The organism is Dactylosporangium sp. NPDC000244 (genome assembly GCF_040300725.1).
Lineage (GTDB): Bacteria > Actinomycetota > Actinomycetes > Mycobacteriales > Micromonosporaceae > Dactylosporangium.
The window spans coordinates 35911-57611 of record NZ_JBEPEH010000049.1; the positions used below are offsets into that span (position 1 = coordinate 35911).

The following is a 21701-nucleotide window of genomic DNA, read 5'->3' on the forward strand; positions in this document are numbered from 1 at the left end:
GTGCGCCGTGTCGTCGCTGCCCGAAGCGCGACCGGCCTCTTGACAAGATTCTGAAAAGGTTTGCAAACTCGACGGTGATCGATGGAAGGCATCGATGCCGGTGACGATCAAGGACGTGGCGCGTGCGGCTGGAGTGTCCGCGTCCACTGTCAGCCGCGCGCTTGCCTCGCCCGATCTCGTGCGCGCCGACACCCGGCTGCGGGTGCGCCAGGCCGTTGCCGCGCTCGGATACCACCCGAACCGGGCCGCCCGCGGGCTGATCACCGGGCGCACCGGCAACCTCGGGCTGCTCGTGCCCGACCTGGCCAATCCCTTCTTCCCCGGCGTCGTCAAGGGCGTGCAGGCCCGCGCCCGCGAGTTCGACTACGCCGTCTTCCTCGCCGACACCGACGAGGACCCGGCCGCCGAGGCGGGCCTGGTGCGCAACCTCAGCAAGCAGGTCGACGGGATCGTCCTGTGCTCGCCGCGGATGAGCGAGGACGAGGTGCGCGCGCTCACCGGCGACACTCCGATCGTGCTGCTCAACCGGCGCGTCGGGCGGGTGCCGTCGGTCACCGTGAACAGCGTCGGCGGGCTGCGGCACGCCGTCGGGCACCTGAGCGCGCTCGGCCACCGGCGGGTCGCGTACGTGCCGGGGCCGAAGGCCTCCTGGTCCAACCGGGAGCGGCTGCGGGCCCTGCGGCAGGTCACCGCGGCCGCGGGTGTCGACCTCGTCGAGACCGGCAACGCGGTGCCGAACTTCGCCGGTGGGGTCGCCGCGGCCGACCAGGTGCTCGCCACCGGCGCGACCGCGGTCTTCGGCTACAACGACCTGGTCGCGATCGGCATGCTCAGCCGGTTCGCGGCGCGCGGCGTCGCGGTGCCCGGGCGGATCAGCGTCGTGGGCTTCGACGACATCGTGCTCTCCGAGATGGTCAGCCCGGCGCTGACCACCCTGGCCCAGCCGAAGGAGCAGACCGGCCGGGCCGGTGTGGACCTGCTCCTGCAACTGCTCGAGGACCCGGCCCACCCGATCCGGCGCCGGGAGCTCGAGTCCCACCTCATGGTCCGCGACAGCACCGGACCCGCCGCCGCCTGAAGTGAAGCGACAGCAAGTGAAGGGAACTCCGCCATGTCCCTCACCCGACGCACCCTCGCCCTGACCGCGGTCCTCGCGCTCGCGGCCTGCGGCGCCCCCGACAAGCCCGCCGGCAGCACCGCCGAGAGCGGCGGCGCGGTGCCGGACACCCCGTCGGCCCCGGTCAGCCTCAACATCCTCGACGTCGCCGGGAACCTGCAGCTCACGCAGGGGATGATCGACGAGTTCACCAAGCAGAACCCGAAGGTCATCTCGAAGGTGACGTACGCCAAGGCGACCGCCCCCGAGCTCGCCGGGAAGATCAAGGCGCAGCAGGACGCCGGGCGGGTCGACATCGACCTCGTGCTCACCGGCGTCGACGGGCTCGCGGCCGGCATCGACCAGAACCTGTGGCTGCCGATCGCGAGCAAGGTCACCGCCGACTATCTGCAGGGCGCGCAGGCGATGCAGAAGCTGGCCGGCGAGTTCGGCGTCACCGTCACGTACTACCCGTCCGGGCCGCTCATCGAGTACCTGCCGGCGAAGGTGCCCAACCCGCCGAAGACCGCGCAGGAGCTGCTGGACTACGCCAAGGCGAACCCGGGCGCGGTGCAGTACGCCCGCCCCGCCAACTCCGGGCCCGGGCGCACCTTCCTGATGGGCCTGCCGTACCTGCTCGGCGACAAGGACCCCAAAGACCCGGTCAACGGCTGGGAGAAGACGTGGGCCTACCTCGCCGAGCTGAACAAGTCCGTGACGCTGTACCCGTCGACGACGAGCGAGACGATGAAGAGCCTGGCCAACGGCTCCGCGAAGATCATCGCGAGCACGACCGGCTGGGACATCAACCCGCGCGTGCTCGGCCAGGTGCCGAAGGAGGCGGCGATCGGCTCGCTGCAGGGCTTCCACTGGGTCACCGACGCGCACTACGTGACCGTGCCCAAGGGCGTCTCGGCCGACAAGCAGTCCGCGATCCTGCTGCTGCTCAAGTCCATGCTCACCAAGGAGCAGCAGGCGAAGGCGTACGACAAGGGGTACTTCTACCCTGGCCCGGCGGTCAAGGACGTGCCGCTGTCGATGGCGCCCGCCGACAGCCAGAAGGCGATCGCCGACTACGGCCGCCCCGAGTACGACGCGCTGATCTCCGGCAACCCCCTGGAGACGCCGCTGGACGCGAAGTCGCTCGTGGCCGCGTTCGACAAGTGGGACCGCGAGATCGGCGGCGCGAAGGTGAACAAATGACCGGGCCGGCCCTGAGGCTGGAGGGCGTGACCCGCAGGTTCGCGGGTCACGCCGCCCTGGCGGACCTCACCCTGGACATCGAGCGGGGCGAGTTCATCGCCCTGCTCGGCCCCTCCGGCTGCGGCAAGACCACGGCGCTGAACTGCCTCGCCGGGCTGTTGCCGCTGTCCGAGGGCCGGATCTGGCTCGACGACCGGCGCCTCGACACGCTGCCGCCGGAGCGGCGCGGCTTCGGCATGGTGTTCCAGAACTACGCGCTGTTCCCGCACCTGAGCGTGCGCGGCAACATCGCCTTCGGGCTGCGGATGCGCCGGCTGCCCCGGGCCGAGATCCGGCAGCGCACCGACGAGGCGCTGCGCCTGGTGCGCCTCGAGGAGCACGCGGCGAAGCTGCCCGGCCAGCTCTCCGGCGGCCAACAGCAGCGGGTCGCGATCGCCCGCGCGGTCGTCGTCTCGCCCTCGCTGGTGCTCATGGACGAGCCACTGTCCAATCTGGACGCCAAGCTGCGGCTGGAGATGCGCACCGAGATCCGCCGGCTGCACCAGCGCCTCGGCCTCACCACGGTCTACGTCACCCACGACCAGGAGGAGGCGCTGTCGCTGGCCGACCGGCTCGTGGTGCTGCGGGCCGGGCAGGTGCAGCAGATCGGCTCGCCGGAGGAGCTGCACGACCGGCCGGCCAACCCGCACGTCGCCGACTTCATGGGCTTCCGCAACCTGCTGCGCACCACGGCCGAGACCGTCGACGGCGACCGGGTCGGGTTCCGGATCGAGGGCGTGCCGTGCACCGGCTCGGCCGTCGGCGACGTCCGGCCGGGCGCCGGGGTCGTCGTGGCCGTCCGGCCCGAGAACCTGGTCCCGGCCGAGGACGGGCTGCCGTGCGTCGTGGACGTCGCGGAGTACCAGGGCCGCGACATGGCCGCGGAGGCACTCACCGGCGACGGGCTGCGGCTGCACCTGCGCACCACCGCGAGGCTGGCCCCGGGGGACCCGCTCACCGTCGCGATGCGCAACGCCCTCGTCTATCCGGCGGAAGGGCGGGACTGATGGTCGCGCTGCGGCACCGGCTCGCCGAGCGCGGCATCGACCGGCAGCTGTGGCTGCTCGCACCGGCCGCCGCGTTCGTCGTGCTGCTGTTCATCTACCCGTTCGCCTACGGGGTCGGGCTGTCGTTCCAGCCCGAACGAGGCGGCCCCTTCGAGGCGTACCGCAGCTTCTTCGCCGACGCCTACGACCGCGACACGATCTGGACGACGCTGCGCATCGCGCTGCCCGCCGCCGTGTTCAACGTCGCCGCCTCGGTGCCGATCGCCTACCGGATGCGGGGGCGGTTCCGCGGCAAGCGGGCCGTGACCACGCTGCTCGTCGTGCCCATCACGCTCGGCACCGTGCTCACCGCGCAGGGCCTGCTCAACTACCTCGGCCCGACCGGCTGGCTGAACCGGCTGCTGCTCGACGCCGGGGTCATCGACAGCCCGATCCGGCTCGTGCACAACTCCTGGGGCGTGTTCCTGTCGCTGGTCATCACCGGGTTCCCGTTCGCGTTCCTGCTGGTGCTGTCGTACCTGTCCGGCATCGACCCGAGCCTCGAGCGCGCCGCGGCGACCCTCGGGGCCGGCTGGTGGCAGCGGTTCCGGCGCATCACGCTGCCGCTGCTCGCGCCGGGGCTGGCGACCACGTTCTGCCTGACGTTCGTGCTCGCCTACAGCGTGTTCCCGTCCGCGGTGCTCGTCGGCGACCCGGCGGGGGAGACACGCGTGATCGCGTACGCCGCGTGGCAGGCCCGCTACCAGCACTACGACTTCGCGCAGGGCAGCGCCATCGCGATCGTCATGGGCCTCGTCGAGCTGGTCGTGATCGGGATCGTGCTCGGCGGCCGCTCCCTGCTGTACACCGGACCCACGGGAGGCAAGGGATGAGCCGCCGGATCGTCGCCCGCCCCGCGGCGTGGCTGGTGTGGGGCGCCGTCGTGTTCTTCATGCTCAACCTGGCCGGGGTCGTCGGCTCGGTGCTCGTGAGCTCGTTCGGCCGGCAGTGGTTCGACACCTGGCTCCCGCAGGGGTACACCGCGCAGTGGTACGCCCAGGCCTGGGACGAGTTCGGGCTGCCGCACGTGCTGCTGGTGACCCTGGAGGTGTCCCTCGCCGTCGTCGCGGTGTCCCTGCTCGTCGGGGTCCCCGCCGCCTACGTGCTCGCCCGGCGGAACTTTCCGGGGCAGCGGCTGGTGTACCTCACGTTCCTGCTCCCGATCCTGATGCCCCCGATGACGTACGGCATCCCGCTGGCGACGGTGCTGTACAAGTACGACCTCGCCGGGCATTTGTCGGGTGTCATCCTGGCCAACCTGGTGCCCTCGGTGCCGTTCGTCATCCTCACCATGACCCCGTTCATCGAGCAGATCGATCCCACCATCGAGCGCGCGGCCCGCATGTGCGGCGCGAGCACCCGCCAGGTGTTCCTGCGCATCCTCGCCCCGCTGCTGGTGCCCGGGATCCTCGCGGCGTCGATTCTGGTGCTGGTGCGTACGATCGGCATGTTCGAGCTGACGTTCCTCACGGCCGACGAGGAGTCCTCCACCCTGGTCGTGAAGCTCTACGCGGAGATGGCGTCGCCGGGCATCCGGGCCCAGCAGTCCATCGACGCGATGGCCGTGGTCTACACCGCGACCATGCTCGTGCTGCTCGTGATCGCGCTGCGGATCGTCAACCCGACCCAGCTCGTCGCCCGTGTCAAGGAAGAGGTCGACTGACGTGCGCATCGCCGACGCCCGGGTCATCGTCACCTGCCCCGGCCGCAACTTCGTCACCCTGAAGATCGTCACCGACGACGGTGTCACCGGGGTCGGCGACGCCACCCTCAACGGCCGCGAGCTCGCCGTGGCCGCCTACCTCACCGAGCACGTCATCCCGGCGCTCATCGGGCGCGACCCGCACCGCATCGAGGACATCTGGCAGTACCTGTACAAGGGCGCGTACTGGCGGCGCGGCCCGGTCACCATGTCGGCCATCGCGGCCGTCGACACCGCCCTGTGGGACATCAAGGGCAAGGTCGCGGGGCTGCCCGTTTACCAGCTGCTGGGCGGGCGCAGCCGGGAGGGTGTCACGGTGTACGGCCACGCCAACGCCGAGACCGTCGAGGACGTGCTCGTCGAGGTGGCCCGCTACGCCGACCTCGGCTACCGGGCGGTGCGGGTGCAGACGGGCGTGCCCGGGCTCCGGACCACCTACGGGGTCGGCAAGGACAAGCTGTTCTACGAGCCGGCCGACGCCGCGATCGCCTCGGAGGCGACGTGGTCGACGGAGGCGTACCTCACCCACGTCCCCACCGTCTTCGCGCGGGTCCGCGAGGAGTTCGGGCCGCGGCTGAAGCTCCTGCACGACGTGCACCACCGGCTGACCCCGATCGAGGCGGCCCGCCTCGGCAAGAGCCTCGAGCCGTACTCGCTGACCTGGATGGAGGACCCGGTCCCGGCCGAGCTGCAGGAGGGCTTCCGGCTCATCCGGCAGCACACGACCACCCCGATCGCCGTCGGCGAGGTGTTCAACACCGTGTGGGACTGCGAGGCCCTGGTCCGCGAGCAGCTCATCGACTACATCCGGGCCACGGTCGTGCACGCCGGCGGGATCACGCACCTGCGCCGCATCTTCGACCTGGCCGGGCTCTATCACGTGCGCACCGGCAGCCACGGCGCCACCGATCTGTCGCCGGTGTGCATGTCCGCGGCCCTGCACCTGGACCTGGCGGTGCCGAACTTCGGGCTGCAGGAGTACATGCGGCACACGCCGGAGACCGACGCGGTGTTCCCGCACGGGTACCACTTCGAGGGCGGCTACCTGCACCCCTCCGAGGCTCCCGGGCTGGGCGTGGACATCGACGAGTCGCTGGCCGCCGAGTACCCCTACCAGCCGGCCGCCCTGCCCGTGAACCGCCTGTTGGACGGGACGATGCACTCCTGGTGACCCGGTTCCCTCAAGGCACCCGATTCGCAACCGATTGGGCGCTTGGAGAGGGGACCGCACGTCCGCCGACCTGCGGCAGATCGTGTCCCGATTCCAGCTGATTTGGCCGTAATCATCAGGTTTTGTTGAGTAGGTTAGGTGGCATGGCCGACGAGCCGCTCACGCCCCAGGATCTCGAGGGCATCATCTGGCAGGTGTGGACCGCTTACCTCGGCACCAGCCCGACCGTCATCCTGGACGAGGAGCCGCCCGGGGCCGACGCGGAGATCACCGCGAGCGTCGGCGTGGCCGGCGCCTGGCTCGGCATGGTCGTGCTGCGCGGCGGCCTGGGCGCGGCGGCGGCCCTGGCCGCGGAGATGCTCGAACTGTCCTCGGTGAAGCCCGACGACATCCAGGACGCGGCCGGCGAGCTCATGAACATCGTGGCCGGGAACGTGAAGAGCTTCCTGCCCAAGCCCAGCCATCTCGCCCTACCGCAGGTCGTGGTCGGCCGGGCCGAGATCCTGTGGCCGGGGACGCGGCTGCTGAGCCGGGTCCGGGTGCGCTGGGACGACTACCAGGTGACGGTGGAGGTCCTCGAGGGCGTGCCGCCGCGCCGCGACTGACCGGCCCGGCCGGTCAGGGCAGCAGCAGGAGCGGGGCGGGCGTGCCGGTCGTCCATGCGCCGTCGAGCACGGCCAGGGCGTCCGCCGCCGCGGCGGCGCGCAGGCTCGCGGAGCGCGCGCCGGGCACGATCCGCGCCCCGTCGGCCGTCGTGGTGACCGGGACGATCCGGGCGTGGGCCGGGTGCGTCGCGGCCGGGCCGGTGACCGGCAGCATCGGCAGCGGGCGGCGCGCGCGGCCGGACAGGGCCGACAGCAGCGGCTCCAGCAGGGTCAGGGCGGCGACCAGACCCGCGTACGGGTTGCCCGGCAGCCCCACGACCCACCGGCCCGCCGCGGTGCGCGCGAGGGTCTGCGGGTGGCCGGGGCGGCACGCGACCCCGTCGACCGGCCAGGCGGCCGCGCGCGCGTCGAGCACCGCGCGGAGATGGTCGGCGGCCCCGGCGGAGGACGAGCCGGTGACCACCGCGACGTCCGCCGCGGACGTGTCGAGGCACGACGCCAGCGCCCCGGCGTCGTCGGGGACCGCGGCGTAGGTGCGCAGCGTCCCGCCCGCCCGCGCGACGACCGCCGTCAGCAGCGGGCCGAACGCGTCGCGGACCTGGCCGGGGCTGGGCCGCCCGTGCAGGATCACCTCGTCGCCCGTCACGAACACGTCCACGACCGGCCGCGGGTACACCCACACGCGATCGACGCCGATCTGCGCGCACAGCCCGGCGGCGGCCGCCGTCAGCGGGCCTCCGGAGGGCACCAGCACCTCGCCCGCGGCCGCGTCCTCGCCGGCCCGGCGGATGTGCGGGCTCGTGACGGCACCGGCCACCGTCTCGCCGGAGCGGTGGCAGTCCTCGTACGGCACCACGCCCTGGCACCCCGCGGGCACCCGTGCGCCGGTCGCGATCTCGATCGCCTCGCCCGGCGCCAGGGGACCGGCGAGCGCCGGCCCGCCGGCCAGGACGCGGCCCACCACCCGCCACGGCCCCGGCCCGGCGACGGCGTAGCCGTCCATCGCCGCGGCGTCGAAGGCCGGTGACGGGGCGGCCGCGACGATCGGCGCGGCGAGGACGCGGCCGGACGCGTCGCCGAGCGGCGTGAGCGCGGCCGCCGGTGGGCCGGCCGTGGCCCAGGCCGTGGCGTGGGCGTCGGACCAGGAGGCGACAGGTGTCATCGCCGGAGACTGCACCACACGAGCGTGTCGCCTCGGCGTCCAGGGCCTCTCGACCGCCGGAACCGGGCTGTGAGCTACCGTCGGCGCGTGACGGATGCGGGGGCGGTCCACTGGTTCACCGACACGACCGGGCCGCTGCCGCGGCCGACCCGGGCGAACCGGTCGTGACGGCGCACTTCCCGATCGCACCCTAGGACTCCGGGAGCACCCGCTCCGCCCGGTCGCGCCGGGCCAGCAGCTCCCACATGGCCTCGGCGATCTCGGCCGGGTCGAGCAGCGGGATGTTCGAGACGTCGACGCCCTCGCCCAGGGCGCCGGAGGTGATCGCCCGGTGCCCCGCGCTGCCGGTGACCATCGCCCCGACGTGCACGACCCCGGCGTAGACGCCCGTGCCGGCGAGCTCGGCATGCAGCGCGAGCACCCAGTTGCGCGCGGCCGCCATCGCCGGGCCGAGGCCGCCCAGCCGTGGCATCGGGTTGAGGGCGGAGATGCCCTGGGCGAGCACGAAGCCGCCGTCGCCGCGCTCGCGCCAGCCCGGCAGCAGCGCGCGCACGAGCTCGACCGGCGTGAGCAGGTGCAGGTTCAGGTAGTGCCGCAGCCCGTCCGCGTCCAGGCCGGCCGTCGAGGCGAACAGCTCGGTGGTGATCGGCGCGTACTCCAGCACGTCCACGGGCCCGAGACGGTCCTCGATGCGGCGCAGGAGGTCCGGTACCACGGCGGGATCGGCCAGATCCGCCGGGAACGCGGCGGCCTCGATGCCCCGCGCCGACAGGTCGGCCGCGAGCGCGCCGAGGCGCTCGGGGGTGCGGGCGACGAGCGCGACGCGGTGGCCCTCGCCGCCGAAGCGGTGCGCGACGGCGGTGCCGAGGCCGGTTCCGGCGCCGAGCACGGCGATAGTCCTCACGAATCCTCCTGAAGTTGACGGTGGCCTCACGTTACGCATAACTTGAGGGCAGGGTCAACTTTCTGGCTCGTAGGATTGGGGCGTGACGGAGGGGGTACGGCTGCGGCGTGACGCCCAGCGCAACCTGGAGCGGCTGATGGCGGCCGCGGCCGAGGCGTTCCGCGAGCGGGGGCTGCAGGTGCCGCTCGAGGAGATCGCCCAGCGGGCGGGGCTGAGCCCCGGGACGCTGTACAACCGGTTCCGCAGTCGCGACGCGCTCATCGACGCCGTGATGCCGGCGCTGGTCGAGGCCGCGGTCCGCGACGCCCTCGCCCACGCCGAGGCGATCGAGGACCCGTGGGAGGCGCTGACGGTGTACGTCACGATGGTCTGCGAGCTCCAGGCGGGCAACCCGGCGCTCAACGACGCGGTGAGCCGCCGGTTCCCCGACGCCGAGGCGCTCACCGCGATCTGCGACGCCCAGATGGACCACGCCCGCGGCCTGCTGCAGCGGGCCCAGGCGGCGGGTGCCGTGCGGCCGGACTGCTCCGTCGAGGACCTGGCGTACCTCTTCTGGGCGACGTCCACCATCGTGCGCGCCACCGTCGGCGTGGCCCCGCAGACCTGGCGCCGGGCCCTGGCCCTCAACCTCGACGGCCTGCGCGCCCGGGCGGCCGGGCCGGCACTGCCGGAGCCCCCGCTGACCAGGACCCAACTGCACACGGCGATGCTGGAGATGTGATGCGTTTTCGCAAGCTCGGAAGCTCCGACCTGGAAGTGTCAGAGATCTCGATCGGCTCGTGGCTGACCTACGCGGGCGGCATCGAGGCCGACCAGACCCGCGCCTGCACCGAGGCCGCCTTCGACGCCGGGATCAACTTCTTCGACACGGCCAACGTCTACGGCCGCGGCGCCGCCGAGGAGGCGTGGGGCGAGATCCTGTCCAAGCATCCGCGCGACTCGTACATCCTCGCCACCAAGGTGTGGGGCCAGATGTCCGATACCGATCAGGGCCTGTCCGCGGCCCAGATCGCCAAGCAGATCGACGCCTCCCTGCGCCGGCTGCGCACCGACCACGTCGACCTCTACCAGGCCCACCGCTTCGACACCACCGTCCCGATCGAGGAGACCGTCGAGGCGCTGCAGCTGGTGGTGGAGCAGGGCAAGGCGCGGTACCTCGGCTTCAGCGAATGGACGCCCGAGCAGATCCGCGCGGCCCTCGACATCGCCGGGCCGGACCTGTTCGTGTCGTCGCAGCCGCAGTACTCCATGCTGTGGCAGGCCCCGGAGGCCGAGGTCTTCGAGCTGTGCGCGGCCAACGGCATCTCGCAGATCGTGTGGTCGCCGCTCGCGCAGGGCGTGCTCACCGGCAAGTACAGGCCCGGTGCGCCGCTGCCGGAGGGGTCGCGGTTCGCCAGCGACGCGATGAGCGCGTCGAAGGACCTCGTGCTCCGCCCGGAGTTCCTGGAGGCGGTGCAGCGGCTCGTGCCGATCGCGGAAGGGCTGGGCGTGAGCCTGCCGACGCTCGCGCTGGCCTGGGTGCTGCGCCGCTTCGAGGTCGCCTCGGCCATCACGGGCGCGTCGCGCCCCGAGCAGGTCCACGCGAACGCGGCCGCGGCGGGCCTGCCCCTGAGCGACGACGTGCTGGCCGCGATCGACGCCGCCCTCGGGGACGTGCCGATCACGGAGCCGACCCTGGCACCGTTCGCGCAGGAGGGCGTGCTGCACCGCTGAACCGAGGCGCCGTTTGACCCGGGTCGATTCGGGCATCCACAAGGGTGGGAACACCGCATTCACACCTGGGAGACGGCGATGAGCTTCGGTGACAAGGTCGAGCACGAGGCGGAAGAGGTCAAGGGCAAGGCGAAGGAGGGCTGGGGCACGGCCACCGGCGACCCGGACCTTCGCGCCGAGGGCCGCGCGGACCAGGACGAGGCCAACCTCAAGCAGGCCGGCGACCGGGTCAAGGACGCCGCCCACGACGTCAAGGACGCGCTGAGCTAGAGCGCGGAAATCCGAGCCCGGCCCCGTTGAACCTTGGCGGGGCCGGGCTCGTATGCGTGGACGTGAGCCGGCGTACGACATGGTGGGTCCTGGCGATGCTGGCTGGGCTGCTCGGCGTGTTCGTCGCGCCCGCGGCGCCCGCCTCCGCGCACGCGGTGCTGACGAGCGCCAGCCCGGCCGCCGGGGCCGTCATCGCGTCGCGGCCGGCCGAGATCCGGCTCACGTTCAACGAGGCCGTCCGCGTGGTGCCGGGCCGCTCGCAGGTGCTCGCCCCCGACGGCAAGCGCGTCGACGACGGCGACCCGCGGCCGGTCCACGACGGCCTCGCCATCCGGCTGCGGGCGGGCGACCGGGCCGACGGCACGTACGTCGTCAGCTACCGGGTCATCTCCGGCGACAGCCACCCGGTGTCGGGGTCGTTCACGTTCTCGGTGGGCGCGCCGTCCACGCCCGCGGCCGTAGGTGGCCCCGTTGGCACCGACCCGATCGTGCGCGTCGCGATCCCGGTCGCGAAGTACGCCGGCTACCTCGGGCTCGTCCTGCTGATCGGCCCCGCGGTGATGCTGGCGCTGTGGTACCCCCGGCGGCTGCCCCGTCGCCCCCTGCTCCGCCTGGCCCGCGCGGGCGTGGTCGCGGTCGCTGCGAGCACCCTCGGCGCGCTGTGGCTGCAGGCCCCGGCGGCGTCCGGGGCCGCGCTCCTGGACGTGTCGCCCGCCGAGCTGCGCGAGGTGGTGCTGAGCCCGTTCGGCGTCACGCTGCTGGTGCGCCTGCTCGCCCTGGCCGTCGCCGCCGCGCTCGTCGCCCGCCTGCGCCGCCGCCCGGACCGGCGCGTCGCGGCCGGGCTGCTCGCGGCGGCCGTGGCGGGCCTGCTCACGTGGCCGCTGACCGGGCACCCGGTGGCCTCGCCGAACGCGGTCCTGGTGGTGGCCGCGGACGTCGTGCACCTGGGCACCATGGGCCTGTGGCTGGGCGGTCTCGTCGCCCTCTGGGCGGTGCTCCTGCGCCGCGCCGACCCGCGCGAGCTGCGCACGATCCTGCCGTCGTGGTCGCGCTGGGCGATGGCCTCGGTGTACTGGCTGGTCGCGGCTGGCGTGGTCCAGGCCCTCGTGCAGATGGGCGACTGGGCGGCGCTCACCGGCGGCACGTACGGCCGGACCCTCGTGGTGAAGGCCGGGCTGGTCGCGGCCGTGCTGGCGGTGGCCGCCGGCTCGCGCCGGATGGTCCAGCGCGACCGCGGGCCCGGCGGACACCCGGGCGGCGGGCCGGGCCGGCTGCGACGGGCCGTCGGCCTCGAGGCGGGCATCGCGGCGCTGGTGCTGGCCGCGAGCGCCGTGCTGGTGCAGCTGACGCCGGGGCGCACGATCGACGTCGAGGCCCAGGCGGCCGCCCGGGCCGCGGGCTTCGCCACGACGCTGACGAGCCCGCTCTACGCGCTGCAGCTCGAGGTGTACCCGGCGGCGGTGAGCGAGTACAACAGCTTCCACGCGTTCGCGTACACGCCCGAGGGCCGGCCGCTGCCGGTGGTGGAGTGGACGGTGACCGCGGCCCTGCCCGAGCGCGGCATCGAGCCGATGGACAACCCGGTGTTCACGGTCACGGGCAACCAGGGCCTCGGCAACATCACGTTCCCGGCGCCCGGCGCATGGAAGCTCACCATCACGCTGCGGGTGTCCGAGTTCGATCAGGCCACCGTCACGGCCCAGGTCCCGGTCCGCTGACGTCAGCGGTTGATGGTGAAGTCGGTCGCGGGGCTGACCTTGGAACCCACGCGCGCGACGACCTGGTAGGTGCCGGCCGGGGCCGGGCTCGGAGCCGGTGCGCACGTGTGCGGGGTCGTGCGGTAGCTGCTCCACACGAAGCGGTACCGCACCGCGTCGCCGGCCGCGAAGGCCCGCACGTCGCTGGTCGTCTTGGTGTCGCAGTCGTCCGAGGAGAACAGCAGGGTGCCGTTCCGCATGACGCGGATCTCCTGCGCGCCCGGGCCCAGGTCGCGCGAGCACCAGTCGGCGGCCTTGCTCGCGATGTTGATGCCGAACGTGAACGTGCCGCCGACGGGGCCGGGGGATGGGCTCGCGGTCACCGTGACGGCGATCTGCTCGTCGGTGCAGGGGGCGACGTTCGCCGGGGGCGCGCTGCGCTCGGTCGCGGGCGGCGCGCTGGGGTCCGTGCCGGTGTCGGGGCTGGCCGGCACGATCTGGGGCGCCGACGGCTCGGTCGCGGGGCCGCCGCCGGCCGCGCTGGAACCGAGCGGGCCGGGCCGGGCCGAGGCGGCGCCGCTGCTCACCGCCGACGGCTTGGAGTCGCCCCCGCCCCGCACCAAGATCCACACGATGAGCAGCACGCCCACGACGGCGACGACCACCATGGCACGGCGGCGCCAGTACACGGAGGGTGGTAGAGGTCCGACGGTCCAGCCATTCGCCGGTGGTTGCATTCGGGCAGTTTGCCAGAAGGCGGGCGACGCTTCAGCCCCGGATCTCCGTGTGTCGCCGAGTGTTGCGAGCCGCGTGCGTCACACCCAGGCCGCGAGCCGGTCGGAGAACCATGAGGGATCGTCCAGTCACGGAAAGTGACCGGCGACCGGCGCCCGTGGCCGAGGGCCGGCGGACCACAGGAGGATGTTCATCCGCGCCTCCCCGCACCCAGCAACTCGGCGGCGGCGACGACGTCGGCCGGGTCGACGCCGGACAGGCACGGGTGGCCGCCGATCGGGCACACGGTGGCGCGCGTGTCGCGGCAGGCGGCCGCGGCGTCGCCGAGGCGGACGACGGGCACCCGGAACGGCGCCCACTGTCCGAAGGGGACGGTCGGCGCGTAGAGGCTCACGACCGGCGTGCCGACCGCCGCGGCCAGGTGCGCCGGGCCGGTGTTGCCCACGACGAGGCAGGCGGCCCCGGCGAGCAGCCCGGCCAGCCCGGCCAGGTCGGTGGCGCCGCCGAGATCGACGCCGAAGTCGCCGGCGACCTCGGCGGTGAGCGCCTTCTCCGCGTGCGAGCCGGTGACGAGCACCCGCCACCCGGCCGCGGCCAGGGCCTTGACGATCCGGCGGTGCACGTCGGCGGGGCAGGCGCGGGCGGGATCGGACGCGCCCGGGTTCACGACGACGTACGGGGTGCCCGGGGCGTCCGGGATGCCCGGGATGCTCGGGATGGTCATGGCGGCCGCGGCGGGCGCGAGTCGCAGGCGGGCGTCGTCGCCGGGCGGCAGCGGGAACCCGGCCGCGGCCGCGAGCGACAGCGCCCGCTCGGCCTCGGGGATGCCGGGCGGCACGCGGTGGCGCACGTCGAGCAGGGAGCCGGGGTAGTCGTCGCTGATCGCGCTGACCCGCCCGACCCCGGCCACCCGCAGCAGCAGCGCGGTCGGCAGCGGTGACTGGTGGTAGGAGGTGAACACCACCGCCTCGTCGGCCCGGGCGGCGGCGAGGCGGTCGACGAGCGCGTCCATGGCGTCGGGGTCGACGGGGTCGGGCTCGGGGTCGATCCAGGGCAGCCGCCACTCGACGAGCTCGTCGATGCCCGGCAGCAGCTCGGCCGCGGCCCGCCCGCGCGGCCCGCACAGCAGCACCACCCGGGCCGCCCCGGCCGCGACCGCCCGGATCGCCGGGCCGGTCAGGAGCACGTCGCCGGCCGAGTCGGGGCGGACCACGACGACGGTGGCGGCGGTGTGCGGCCTGCGCCGGCCGGACGGGAACAGCTCGTCGCGGTCCAGTACGAGCTCGGCCGCGGCGCGCAGGTCTCCGGCGACGATCGGCGCGGCGGCGACGTCCCGGCGCAGGGTCACCGCCGTGGGCACGAGGATGGCCGCGGAACCGGCGGCCAGCGCGGCCTCCATGTCCTGGCCGAGGTCGCCGATGAGCACGCACCGCTCGGGCGTGGTGCGCAGGTCCCGCGCGGCCGCGTGGATGAGGCCGGGGCGTGGCTTGCGGCACCCGCACCGGTCGCCGTCGTCGTGCGGGCAGACCTGCCAGGTGTCGAACGGCCCGAGCAGCTCATCGACGCGGGCGTTGACCAGGGCCAGCTGCTCGGTGGTGAGCAGCCCGCGGGCCACGCCGGACTGGTTGGTGACGACGCCGAGGCGCAGCCCGGTGGCGCGCAGGCGGTCGAGGGCGGCCCGGACGCCGGGGACCGGGCGGACCAGGGCGGGGTCGTTGTTGTACGGCACGTCCTCGATCAGGGTCCCGTCCCGGTCGAGGAGCACGGCGTCGAAGAGGTTCACGCGGCGGCCTGCCGGCGGCCCGCGAGCCCGAGCGGCTCCGCGCCGGCCGGCCGCGGGCCGAGCGCGTCGAGCAGCGGGCGCAGGCTCGCGCGGCCCGGCGTCGGCACGACGATGCTCGGGTTCGCCGGGTCATGGAGGATCGCGTTGATGCCAAAGGCCCTCATGCCCGGCCCGCCTACCCCCGCCTGAGCGGGATCAACCAAAAACACTGCTCCGAGGTGAACCGTTTGAGGGGGCGGGCGCGGGGAAGCTCGCTCGCTTATGCACACCGTTGAGCACCTGATCGCCGGGGCGTGGACGGCCGGGTCGGACCGGTCGACCGTGATCGACCCGCACGACGGCACGCCGGTGACCAGCGCGCCGGCCGCCACCGCGCACGAGGTCGCCGCGGCGGTGGCGGCGGCCCGGGCGGCCCAGCCGGACTGGGCGGCGACCGCGCCGGACGCCCGCGCCGAGGCGCTGCGGGCCGCGGCGACCGCGGTGGAGCACGCGACCGGTGTGCTGGCCCGCACCATGTCGGCCGAGATGGGCAAGCCGCAGGCGGAGGCGGCCGCGTCGATCGCGGCGGGGGTCGGGACGCTGCGGCAGTACGCGGAGCTCGGCCCGCTGAGCGGCGGCCGGACGCTCGGCGGCGACCCGGGCGCGCTGGACCTCATGGTGCCCGAGCCGCGCGGGGTGGTGGCCGCGATCACGCCCTGGAACGACCCGGTGGCGGTCGCCTGCGGGCTGCTGGGCGCGGCCCTCGTCACCGGCAACGCGGTCGTCTACAAGCCCAGCGAGCGGGCCCCGGCGACCGGCTGGCTGCTCACGAAGCTGCTCGCCCCGCACCTGCCGCCGGGCGTGCTGTCGATGCTCGCCGGGGCGGCCCCGACCGGCGCGGCGCTCGCCGAGTCGGCCGTCGACGTGGTCGCGCACGTCGGCTCGACGGCCGCCGGCCGGTGGATCGCCGCCGCGGCCGCCCGCACCGGCGCGAAGGCGCTGCTGGAGAACGGCGGCAGCGACCCGCTCATCGTCGACGAGGACGTGGACCCGGCCTGGGCCGCGGCGCAGGCCGCGCTCGGCGCCTTCGCGAACGCCGGGCAGATCTGCGTCGCCGTCGAGCGGATCTACGTGCACGCGGCCCTGGCCGAGGACTTCCTGCTGGCGCTGGTCAAGGAGGCGGCCGCGTTCGAGATCGGGCCGCTGGTCGATCTGCGCCACCGGGCCGCCGTGCACGGGCAGGTGGTCGACGCGCTCGACCGCGGGGCGACGCTGCTGGCCGGGGGCGTGGCGCCGGACGGGCCGGGCGCGTGGTACCCGCCGACGGTGCTGGCCGACTGCACGGACGAGATGCGGGTGGTGGAGACCGAGACGTTCGGGCCGATCGCGCCCGTCGTGACGGTGGGCTCCTTCGACGAGGCGCTGCGGCGGGCCGCGCGGACGCCCTACGGGCTGGCGGCCACGGTGCTGACCGGCTCGATGAGCAACGCGCACTGGGCCTGGCAGCAGCTCGAGGCCGGTACCGTCAAGATCAACGCGGTCTTCGGGGGAGCGCCGGGCGGGGCCGCCCATCCCCGCCGGGGCAGCGGGCAGGGCTTCGGCTACGGCCCCGAGCTGCTGGACGAGATGACCGCGACCAAGGTCGTCCACCTCGAGGCGCCGCCCGGTGGCTGGTAGCCGGTTGGCTGCTGGTTCTGGTCCTAGTCCTGGTCCTAGTCCTCGGCCTGCAGGTGGCGGCGCAGGAAGTCGAGGGAGTGCGCGAGCAGCCGGGACACGTGCATCTGCGACAGGCCGACCTGCTTGGCGATCTCCAGCTGGGAAAGGTTGCCGTAGAAGCGCATGGAGAGGATCTTCTGCTCCCGCCGGGGCAGCCGGGCGATCAGGCGCTTGAGGGCCTCGCGGTACTCCACCAGCCCGAACTCGGGCGCCTCGCCGCCGAGCGTGTCGAGCATGGTGCCGTCCTCGTCCATGCCGGGCGTCGGCACGTCGAGCGACAGCGGGCGGTACGCCTGGGTCGCCTCGACCGCCTCGACCACCTGCTCCTCGTCCAGCCCCGTGTGCGCGGCGAGGTCGGGGATGGTCGGGGAGCGCCCGAGCCGCTGGGTGAGCTCGTCGCGGGCGTGGTTGACCGCCATCCGCAGCTCCTGCAGGCGCCGCGGGATCCGGATGCCGGAGGCCCGGTCGCGGAAGTGGCGCTTGAGCTCGCCGGTGATCGTCGGCGTCGCGTAGGTGCCGAACTCGGTGCCGTGCTGCGGGTCGAACCCGTCGACGGCCTTGATCAGCCCGAGCGCGGCGACCTGGGCGAGATCGGCGGCCGGCTCGCTGCCGCCGTCGTAGCGGCGGGCCAGCCGGTGCGCGGCCGGCAGGCACTGCTCGATCACCTCGTCCCGGACCCGGGACCGGTTCGGGTCGTCCGGGTCGAGCTCGGCCAGGCGCAGGAGGCGCTCGGTCACCCCGGCCGGCCACTGCCCGTGGCCCAGCTCGATCGTCTCGAGGTCGAGGGGCCGGCGCTGGCGGAACTCGACCGGCCAGTCCAGCTCCTCGTAGGCGCGCAGTTGCTTGGCCGCGCCGGCGATCTCCAGGGCCGAGAGCGCGACCCCGCTCGCCCCGCTCACCTGGACGTCCGCCTCGAGCTGCTCGCCGCGCCGGCGCAGGTAGAGCAGGATCTTGATCGCGGCCGCGTCGATCAGCCGAACGTGGGCGACATCGACCGCGACGCGGCCGGTGCGCGCGTCGAAGCGCTCGAACACGATCTGGCGCAGATATGGCGCCGACGCGTAGTCGAGCACTCCCGAGCACTCCAGCAGGGTCGCTTCCGGGCGTCGTGACATGGTGATCGTCAAGTCCATGACCGCCCCCTCAGCCCCCACGCTATGCCGATGGCGGCGCCGATGCACCCGTTGCGGCCGGATTCGCGCCCCCGGCCACCTCCATCACGAGGATCGCCCCGATCACCCCGGAGGTCTCGCTGGTGAGCGGCGAGCACACAACGCGCAGGTCAACCGTGCGCCCGCGGCGGTTCACGGCCGACTGCTCCTCCTCCTCGCGCCCCGAGCGGCCGGTCAGAACCTCCCGGATCGCGGGGCGCAGCCGGTCCGTGGACAGCCCGATGTCGATGTTGAGGAAGTGCTGGCCGACGGCCTCGTCGGGGCGCAGCCCCCACAGGTCCTCCGAGCGGCGGTTCCACACCAGGATGTGCATCTCGCGGTCGAGCACCACGACGCCGGCCTGCAGGCTGGTGAGGATCGCCTCCATGAACGAGTTGGCGTCGTTGAGCTCGGCGGTGCGCTCCCGCAGCTCGTCGTTGATCGACTGGAGCTCGTCGTTGGTCGACTGCAGCTCCTCGTTCATGGTCTCCAGCTCTTCGTTCGTGGACTGCAGCTCCTCGTTGGTCGTCTCCAGCTCCTCGACCGTGGACTGCAGCTCCTCGTTGGTGGTCTCCAGCTCCTCGTTGGTGGACTGCAGCTCCTCGTAGGCGGTCTCGAGCTGCCGGTTGGCGTGCTCGAGCTCGTCCTGCAGGCGCCGCGACGCGGTCATGTCCTGGAAGATCACCACGACGCCGAGCAGCCCGGCGTCGGAGTCGACGAGCGGGTGGATCTGGATGTTGAGGTACTGCTTCTCGCTCGCCGCGGTCACCAGCTCGACGTCGTCGATGCGGGCCACCCGGCGCTCGACCTGGGCCTGCTCGATGTACCCCCGAAGCTCCACCGGGCGGTAGGACAGGTCGAGGTCGCGGAAGGGCCGGCCGATGTCGCGCGGGGAGACCCCGAAGAGCGTCTCGGCGTGCCGGTTGGTGAGCGCGACCAGCCCGTCGGCGGTGACCACGACCTGCGCGACGGGGCTGGCCATGAACGCCTCGCTGCGCAGCCGGTCGAGGCCGAACAGCTCGGTGCGCGGCTGGGTGCGCGGCGGCTCGGCCAGGTAGACGCCCCCGTTGAGCACCGGCCGCGACACCTTGCGGAACATCCGCCGCTTGAGGTCGAGCGGGGTGAACAGGTTGGCGTGGCTGAGCAGCATCTCGGCCTTGCCCAGGAACAGCACCCCGCCGGGGGACAGCGCGAAGTGGAACCGGGACAGGATGCGGGTCTGGGTCTCGGCGTTGAAGTACATCAGCGCGTTGCGGCAGACCAGCAGGTCGATACGGCTTATCGGGGCGTCCTGCACCAGGTCGTTGCGGCCGAAGATGACCGAGCGGCGCAGGTCCTTGCGGAACGTGAACCGGGTGCCGGTGGGCTCGAAGTACCGCTCGAGCAGCTCCGGCTCCAGGTGCGCCACGTCCCGCTCGGCGTAGGTCGCCTGCCGCGCGTGGGCCAGGCTCTCCTCGTCGACGTCGGTCGCGTAGATCTTGACCCGCTCCCGGAACCGCTCGACGCCCATCGCCTCGGCCAGCACGATGGCCAGGGTGTACGCCTCCTCGCCGGACGCGCACCCGGCGCTCCACACCCGCAGCGGCCCCTCGTGCCCGTCGACCAGGCGGGGGAGCACCTCGCGGCTCAGCGTGGCCCAGGCGTCCGGGTCGCGGAAGAACCCGGTCACGTTGATCAGGATGGTGTTGAACAGCGCCGTGAACTCGTCCGGGTGCACCTGGAGGTAGTCGAGGTACTCCGAATACTCGTTCGGCGGCACCTGCACCATGCGCCGCTCGACGCGCCGCATCAGGCTCGAGCGCTTGTAGCCGGTGAAGTCGAAGCCGCGAGCTTCCTTCAGGTAGACCAGCAGCGCCTCGAAGTCCGGATCGGGTTGGGTCACCGCGCCACGCTACCGCCTCGGATGCAGGCGCAGCGTCGCCCACACCACCTTTCCGCCCGCGGTCTGCACGCAGCCCCACGCCGAGGACATGCCCTCCACGATCAACAACCCGCGGCCCGGCTCCTCGTCCTCGCCGCCGGAGCGCTCCAGCGGCAGCGGGCTCTCGTCGCGGACGGCCAGGTGGAGATGCCGGCTGCGCAGGGCGACGCTGACCTGGATCGGCGTCCCGGCGTGCTCGACGGCGTTCGCGACGAGCTCCGTGACGATCAGCGCGGCGGTGTCGGCCAGCGGGCCGACCTTCCACTGCTCGCAGGCCCGGTCGACGAGGTCGCGGGCCGCCCGGGTGGCGTCCGGCTCCGGGGACAGCTCGACCTCCATGCGCCGCGGGCCGGGCAGGCGCGCGTGGGCGGCCAGGGCGGCCTCGGGATCCCGGTGTACCGGCACCTGCCGGGCGATCCCGAGCCGCTCCAGCTGCTGGTGGAGGCGCTGGTCGGGCCCGACGAGCAGCACGTCGGTGCCGGTGTCCACGCCCTGCCGCGCCAGCATCGGGAACGCCGTGAGGGTGATGTCGTCGTCGGCGTGCAGGCGCGACACGTCGATGAGCAGCACTTCCGGGTGGTCGGTGAGCGCCTTCTGGGCCGCGTTGCGCAGCATGGGCACGGTGGCGAAGCCGAGCCGGCCGGTCGCGCGCAGGACGGCGACGGGGAAGTCCGGCTCGTGGGTGCAGATCAGCTCGTCGGCTTCGGCGGTCATGACAGGGCGTCCTCGGGTGCTTCGTGCTCCAGGGCGGCGAGCCGCTCGATGAGTTGCCGGATGCTCTTGCCCGCCGCCTCGGCCTCGTCGGCCGCCTCGGCGTACTGGTCCGCGGTGCTCTGGTGGCCCCGCACGGTCGCCGCGCCGGCCATCCGCCGGCTCAGCGCCGCCTTCTCCTCGAGGCTGCGCAGCGCCATCCACAGCGCGCCCTCGAGCGAGCCGCCGAGGTCGTCCAGCAGCCCGGCCGCCGACCAGCCGTGCCCGACCCGGCAGCGGAACCGCCCGATGGGCCCCGGCAGCTCGAACAGCGCGCCGTGGCAGGATGGGCAGCCGAACCCGGCCGGGATCCCGCCGATCTCGTCGGTGGTGACGTCCTCCATCGCCGCCATCGCATCCTCCGCATCGATCTCGGCCTGCTCCACCGCCGCGCGCGGGGCCGGCCCGGGCAGCTCGCCGAGCAGCTCGGCGAGCGCAGCCCCCATCATCGCGGCCGGCAGCGGCCGGGCCGACGGGGACTGGGCGGCGGCGTGGCGGGGCATGGACGGGTACAGCGCCTCGTGCGGGTCCTGGATCAGCCCCGTCCCGCCCTGCCGGACGATCTCGGACAGCCCGTAGGCGCCGTCGTCGCGGTTGCCGGACAGCACCACGCCGAGCGTGGCCGCGCCCCACCAGCGGGCGGCCGAGCGGAACAGCGGGTCGGCCGCGGGCCGGTGGCCGTTCTCGACCGGCCCGTGGGAGAGCGAGAGGTGGCCGTCGCGGACGAGCAGATGGCGGTTGGGCGGGGCGACGTACACGTGGCCGGCCTCGAGCGCGGCCCCGTCGGTGGCGTGCACGACCGGTAGCCGACCGGAGCGGTTCAGGATCTGCGGCAGCGCGCTGGTGCCGGTGCGGGGCACGTGCAGCACGACGCAGACCGCACCGGAGAGGTCGGTGGGCAGCCCGCCCACGAAGGTGCGCAGCGCCTCCACCCCGCCGGCGGAGGCGCCGACGACGACGATCCCCCGAGGCTCCGTCATGCTCGCTGACGCTACGCTTTCCACGGCCCCATCACGGATTGGCCATGTACCCCCTCCCCGCCGAGTCAAACCGCGCGG

Annotated in this window: 21 protein-coding genes; 12 read left to right on the forward strand and 9 right to left on the reverse strand. The window is 73.7% G+C overall.

The genetic code is table 11. The features are described from left to right. The first annotated feature begins 94 nt into the window (after positions 1-94). From ABT369_RS48545 to ABT369_RS48575, 7 genes are all read left to right on the forward strand, one after another. On the forward strand, positions 95-1078 hold the full coding sequence (locus ABT369_RS48545) for a LacI family DNA-binding transcriptional regulator (protein ID WP_350623811.1): 984 nt from the start codon (positions 95-97) through the stop codon (positions 1076-1078). Between the two features lie 33 nt (positions 1079-1111). Next, on the forward strand, positions 1112-2299 hold the full coding sequence (locus ABT369_RS48550; RefSeq protein ID WP_350623813.1) for an extracellular solute-binding protein: 1188 nt from the start codon (positions 1112-1114) through the stop codon (positions 2297-2299). Further along, on the forward strand, positions 2296-3345 hold the full coding sequence (locus ABT369_RS48555) for an ABC transporter ATP-binding protein (protein WP_350623815.1): 1050 nt from the start codon (positions 2296-2298) through the stop codon (positions 3343-3345). The genes ABT369_RS48550 and ABT369_RS48555 overlap by 4 nt, the downstream gene beginning before the upstream one ends. Then, positions 3345-4217: an ABC transporter permease gene (locus tag ABT369_RS48560; RefSeq protein ID WP_350623816.1), complete on the forward strand. Its 873-nt coding sequence runs from the start codon at positions 3345-3347 to the stop codon at positions 4215-4217. Before ABT369_RS48555 ends, ABT369_RS48560 begins: the two co-directional genes overlap by 1 nt. Next, positions 4214-5047 (forward strand): ABC transporter permease, encoded by an 834-nt coding sequence (locus ABT369_RS48565; protein WP_350623819.1) that lies wholly within the window; start codon positions 4214-4216, stop codon positions 5045-5047. The genes ABT369_RS48560 and ABT369_RS48565 overlap by 4 nt, the downstream gene beginning before the upstream one ends. A 1-nt stretch (position 5048) precedes the next feature. Next, the gene (gene manD, locus ABT369_RS48570) at positions 5049-6257 is read left to right on the forward strand and encodes a D-mannonate dehydratase ManD (RefSeq protein ID WP_350623822.1); all 1209 of its coding nucleotides are present in this window, start codon (positions 5049-5051) and stop codon (positions 6255-6257) included. Between the two features lie 143 nt (positions 6258-6400). Next, on the forward strand, positions 6401-6862 hold the full coding sequence (locus ABT369_RS48575; protein WP_350623824.1) for a chemotaxis protein CheX: 462 nt from the start codon (positions 6401-6403) through the stop codon (positions 6860-6862). Between the two features lie 13 nt (positions 6863-6875). Here ABT369_RS48575 and ABT369_RS48580 read toward each other — a convergent pair whose 3' ends face one another. Beyond that, positions 6876-8024 (reverse strand): molybdopterin molybdotransferase MoeA, encoded by a 1149-nt coding sequence (locus ABT369_RS48580; RefSeq protein ID WP_350623826.1) that lies wholly within the window; start codon positions 8022-8024, stop codon positions 6876-6878. Between the two features lie 190 nt (positions 8025-8214). Then, positions 8215-8928: an SDR family NAD(P)-dependent oxidoreductase gene (locus ABT369_RS48585; RefSeq protein ID WP_350623829.1), complete on the reverse strand. Its 714-nt coding sequence runs from the start codon at positions 8926-8928 to the stop codon at positions 8215-8217. Positions 8929-9010: 82 nt separating this feature from the next. Here ABT369_RS48585 and ABT369_RS48590 point away from each other — a divergent pair, with 82 nt between their 5' ends. The 4 genes from ABT369_RS48590 (at position 9011) to ABT369_RS48605 (ending at position 12629) form a co-directional block, all read left to right on the forward strand. Then, on the forward strand, positions 9011-9649 hold the full coding sequence (locus ABT369_RS48590; RefSeq protein ID WP_350623831.1) for a TetR/AcrR family transcriptional regulator: 639 nt from the start codon (positions 9011-9013) through the stop codon (positions 9647-9649). Further along, a complete protein-coding gene (locus ABT369_RS48595; RefSeq protein ID WP_350623832.1) occupies positions 9649-10641 on the forward strand; it encodes an aldo/keto reductase family protein in 993 nt (330 codons plus the stop codon). The genes ABT369_RS48590 and ABT369_RS48595 overlap by 1 nt, the downstream gene beginning before the upstream one ends. 78 nt (positions 10642-10719) lie before the next feature. After that, on the forward strand, positions 10720-10911 hold the full coding sequence (locus tag ABT369_RS48600) for a CsbD family protein (protein ID WP_350623833.1): 192 nt from the start codon (positions 10720-10722) through the stop codon (positions 10909-10911). 95 nt (positions 10912-11006) lie between these two features. Then, entirely contained in the window at positions 11007-12629 is a 1623-nt protein-coding gene (locus tag ABT369_RS48605) for a copper resistance CopC/CopD family protein (protein WP_350623835.1), read from the forward strand. Positions 12630-12631: 2 nt separating this feature from the next. On the opposite strand, the gene ABT369_RS48610 is transcribed toward ABT369_RS48605, so the two are convergent. From ABT369_RS48610 to ABT369_RS48620, 3 genes are all read right to left on the reverse strand, one after another. Further along, on the reverse strand, positions 12632-13345 hold the full coding sequence (locus ABT369_RS48610) for a hypothetical protein (protein WP_350623836.1): 714 nt from the start codon (positions 13343-13345) through the stop codon (positions 12632-12634). Between the two features lie 188 nt (positions 13346-13533). Next, positions 13534-15126 (reverse strand): HAD-IIIA family hydrolase, encoded by a 1593-nt coding sequence (locus ABT369_RS48615; RefSeq protein ID WP_350623837.1) that lies wholly within the window; start codon positions 15124-15126, stop codon positions 13534-13536. Continuing rightward, the gene (locus ABT369_RS48620; protein ID WP_350623838.1) at positions 15123-15290 is read right to left on the reverse strand and encodes a hypothetical protein; all 168 of its coding nucleotides are present in this window, start codon (positions 15288-15290) and stop codon (positions 15123-15125) included. The genes ABT369_RS48615 and ABT369_RS48620 overlap by 4 nt, the downstream gene beginning before the upstream one ends. A gap of 97 nt (positions 15291-15387) precedes the next feature. On the opposite strand from ABT369_RS48620, the gene ABT369_RS48625 reads away from it, so the two are divergent. Beyond that, positions 15388-16782 (forward strand): aldehyde dehydrogenase family protein, encoded by a 1395-nt coding sequence (locus ABT369_RS48625; RefSeq protein ID WP_350623839.1) that lies wholly within the window; start codon positions 15388-15390, stop codon positions 16780-16782. Positions 16783-16817: 35 nt separating this feature from the next. Here the strand turns inward: ABT369_RS48625 and ABT369_RS48630 are convergent, their stop codons facing one another. Genes ABT369_RS48630 through ABT369_RS48645 form a run of 4 tightly spaced genes read right to left on the reverse strand, consistent with a single transcriptional unit; the run spans position 16818 to position 21623 of the window. Further along, positions 16818-17954 (reverse strand): SigB/SigF/SigG family RNA polymerase sigma factor, encoded by a 1137-nt coding sequence (locus tag ABT369_RS48630; protein ID WP_350623840.1) that lies wholly within the window; start codon positions 17952-17954, stop codon positions 16818-16820. A gap of 22 nt (positions 17955-17976) precedes the next feature. Then, positions 17977-19854 (reverse strand): CheR family methyltransferase, encoded by a 1878-nt coding sequence (locus ABT369_RS48635; RefSeq protein ID WP_350623842.1) that lies wholly within the window; start codon positions 19852-19854, stop codon positions 17977-17979. 9 nt (positions 19855-19863) lie between these two features. After that, positions 19864-20607 carry an ATP-binding protein gene (locus ABT369_RS48640; protein ID WP_350623843.1) on the reverse strand — a complete coding sequence of 248 codons (744 nt, stop codon included), beginning with the start codon at positions 20605-20607 and terminating at the stop codon, positions 19864-19866. After that, positions 20604-21623, reverse strand: a complete 1020-nt coding sequence (locus ABT369_RS48645) for a chemotaxis protein CheB (RefSeq protein WP_350623845.1) — start codon at positions 21621-21623, stop codon at positions 20604-20606. The genes ABT369_RS48640 and ABT369_RS48645 overlap by 4 nt, the downstream gene beginning before the upstream one ends. Positions 21624-21701: the final 78 nt, after the last annotated feature.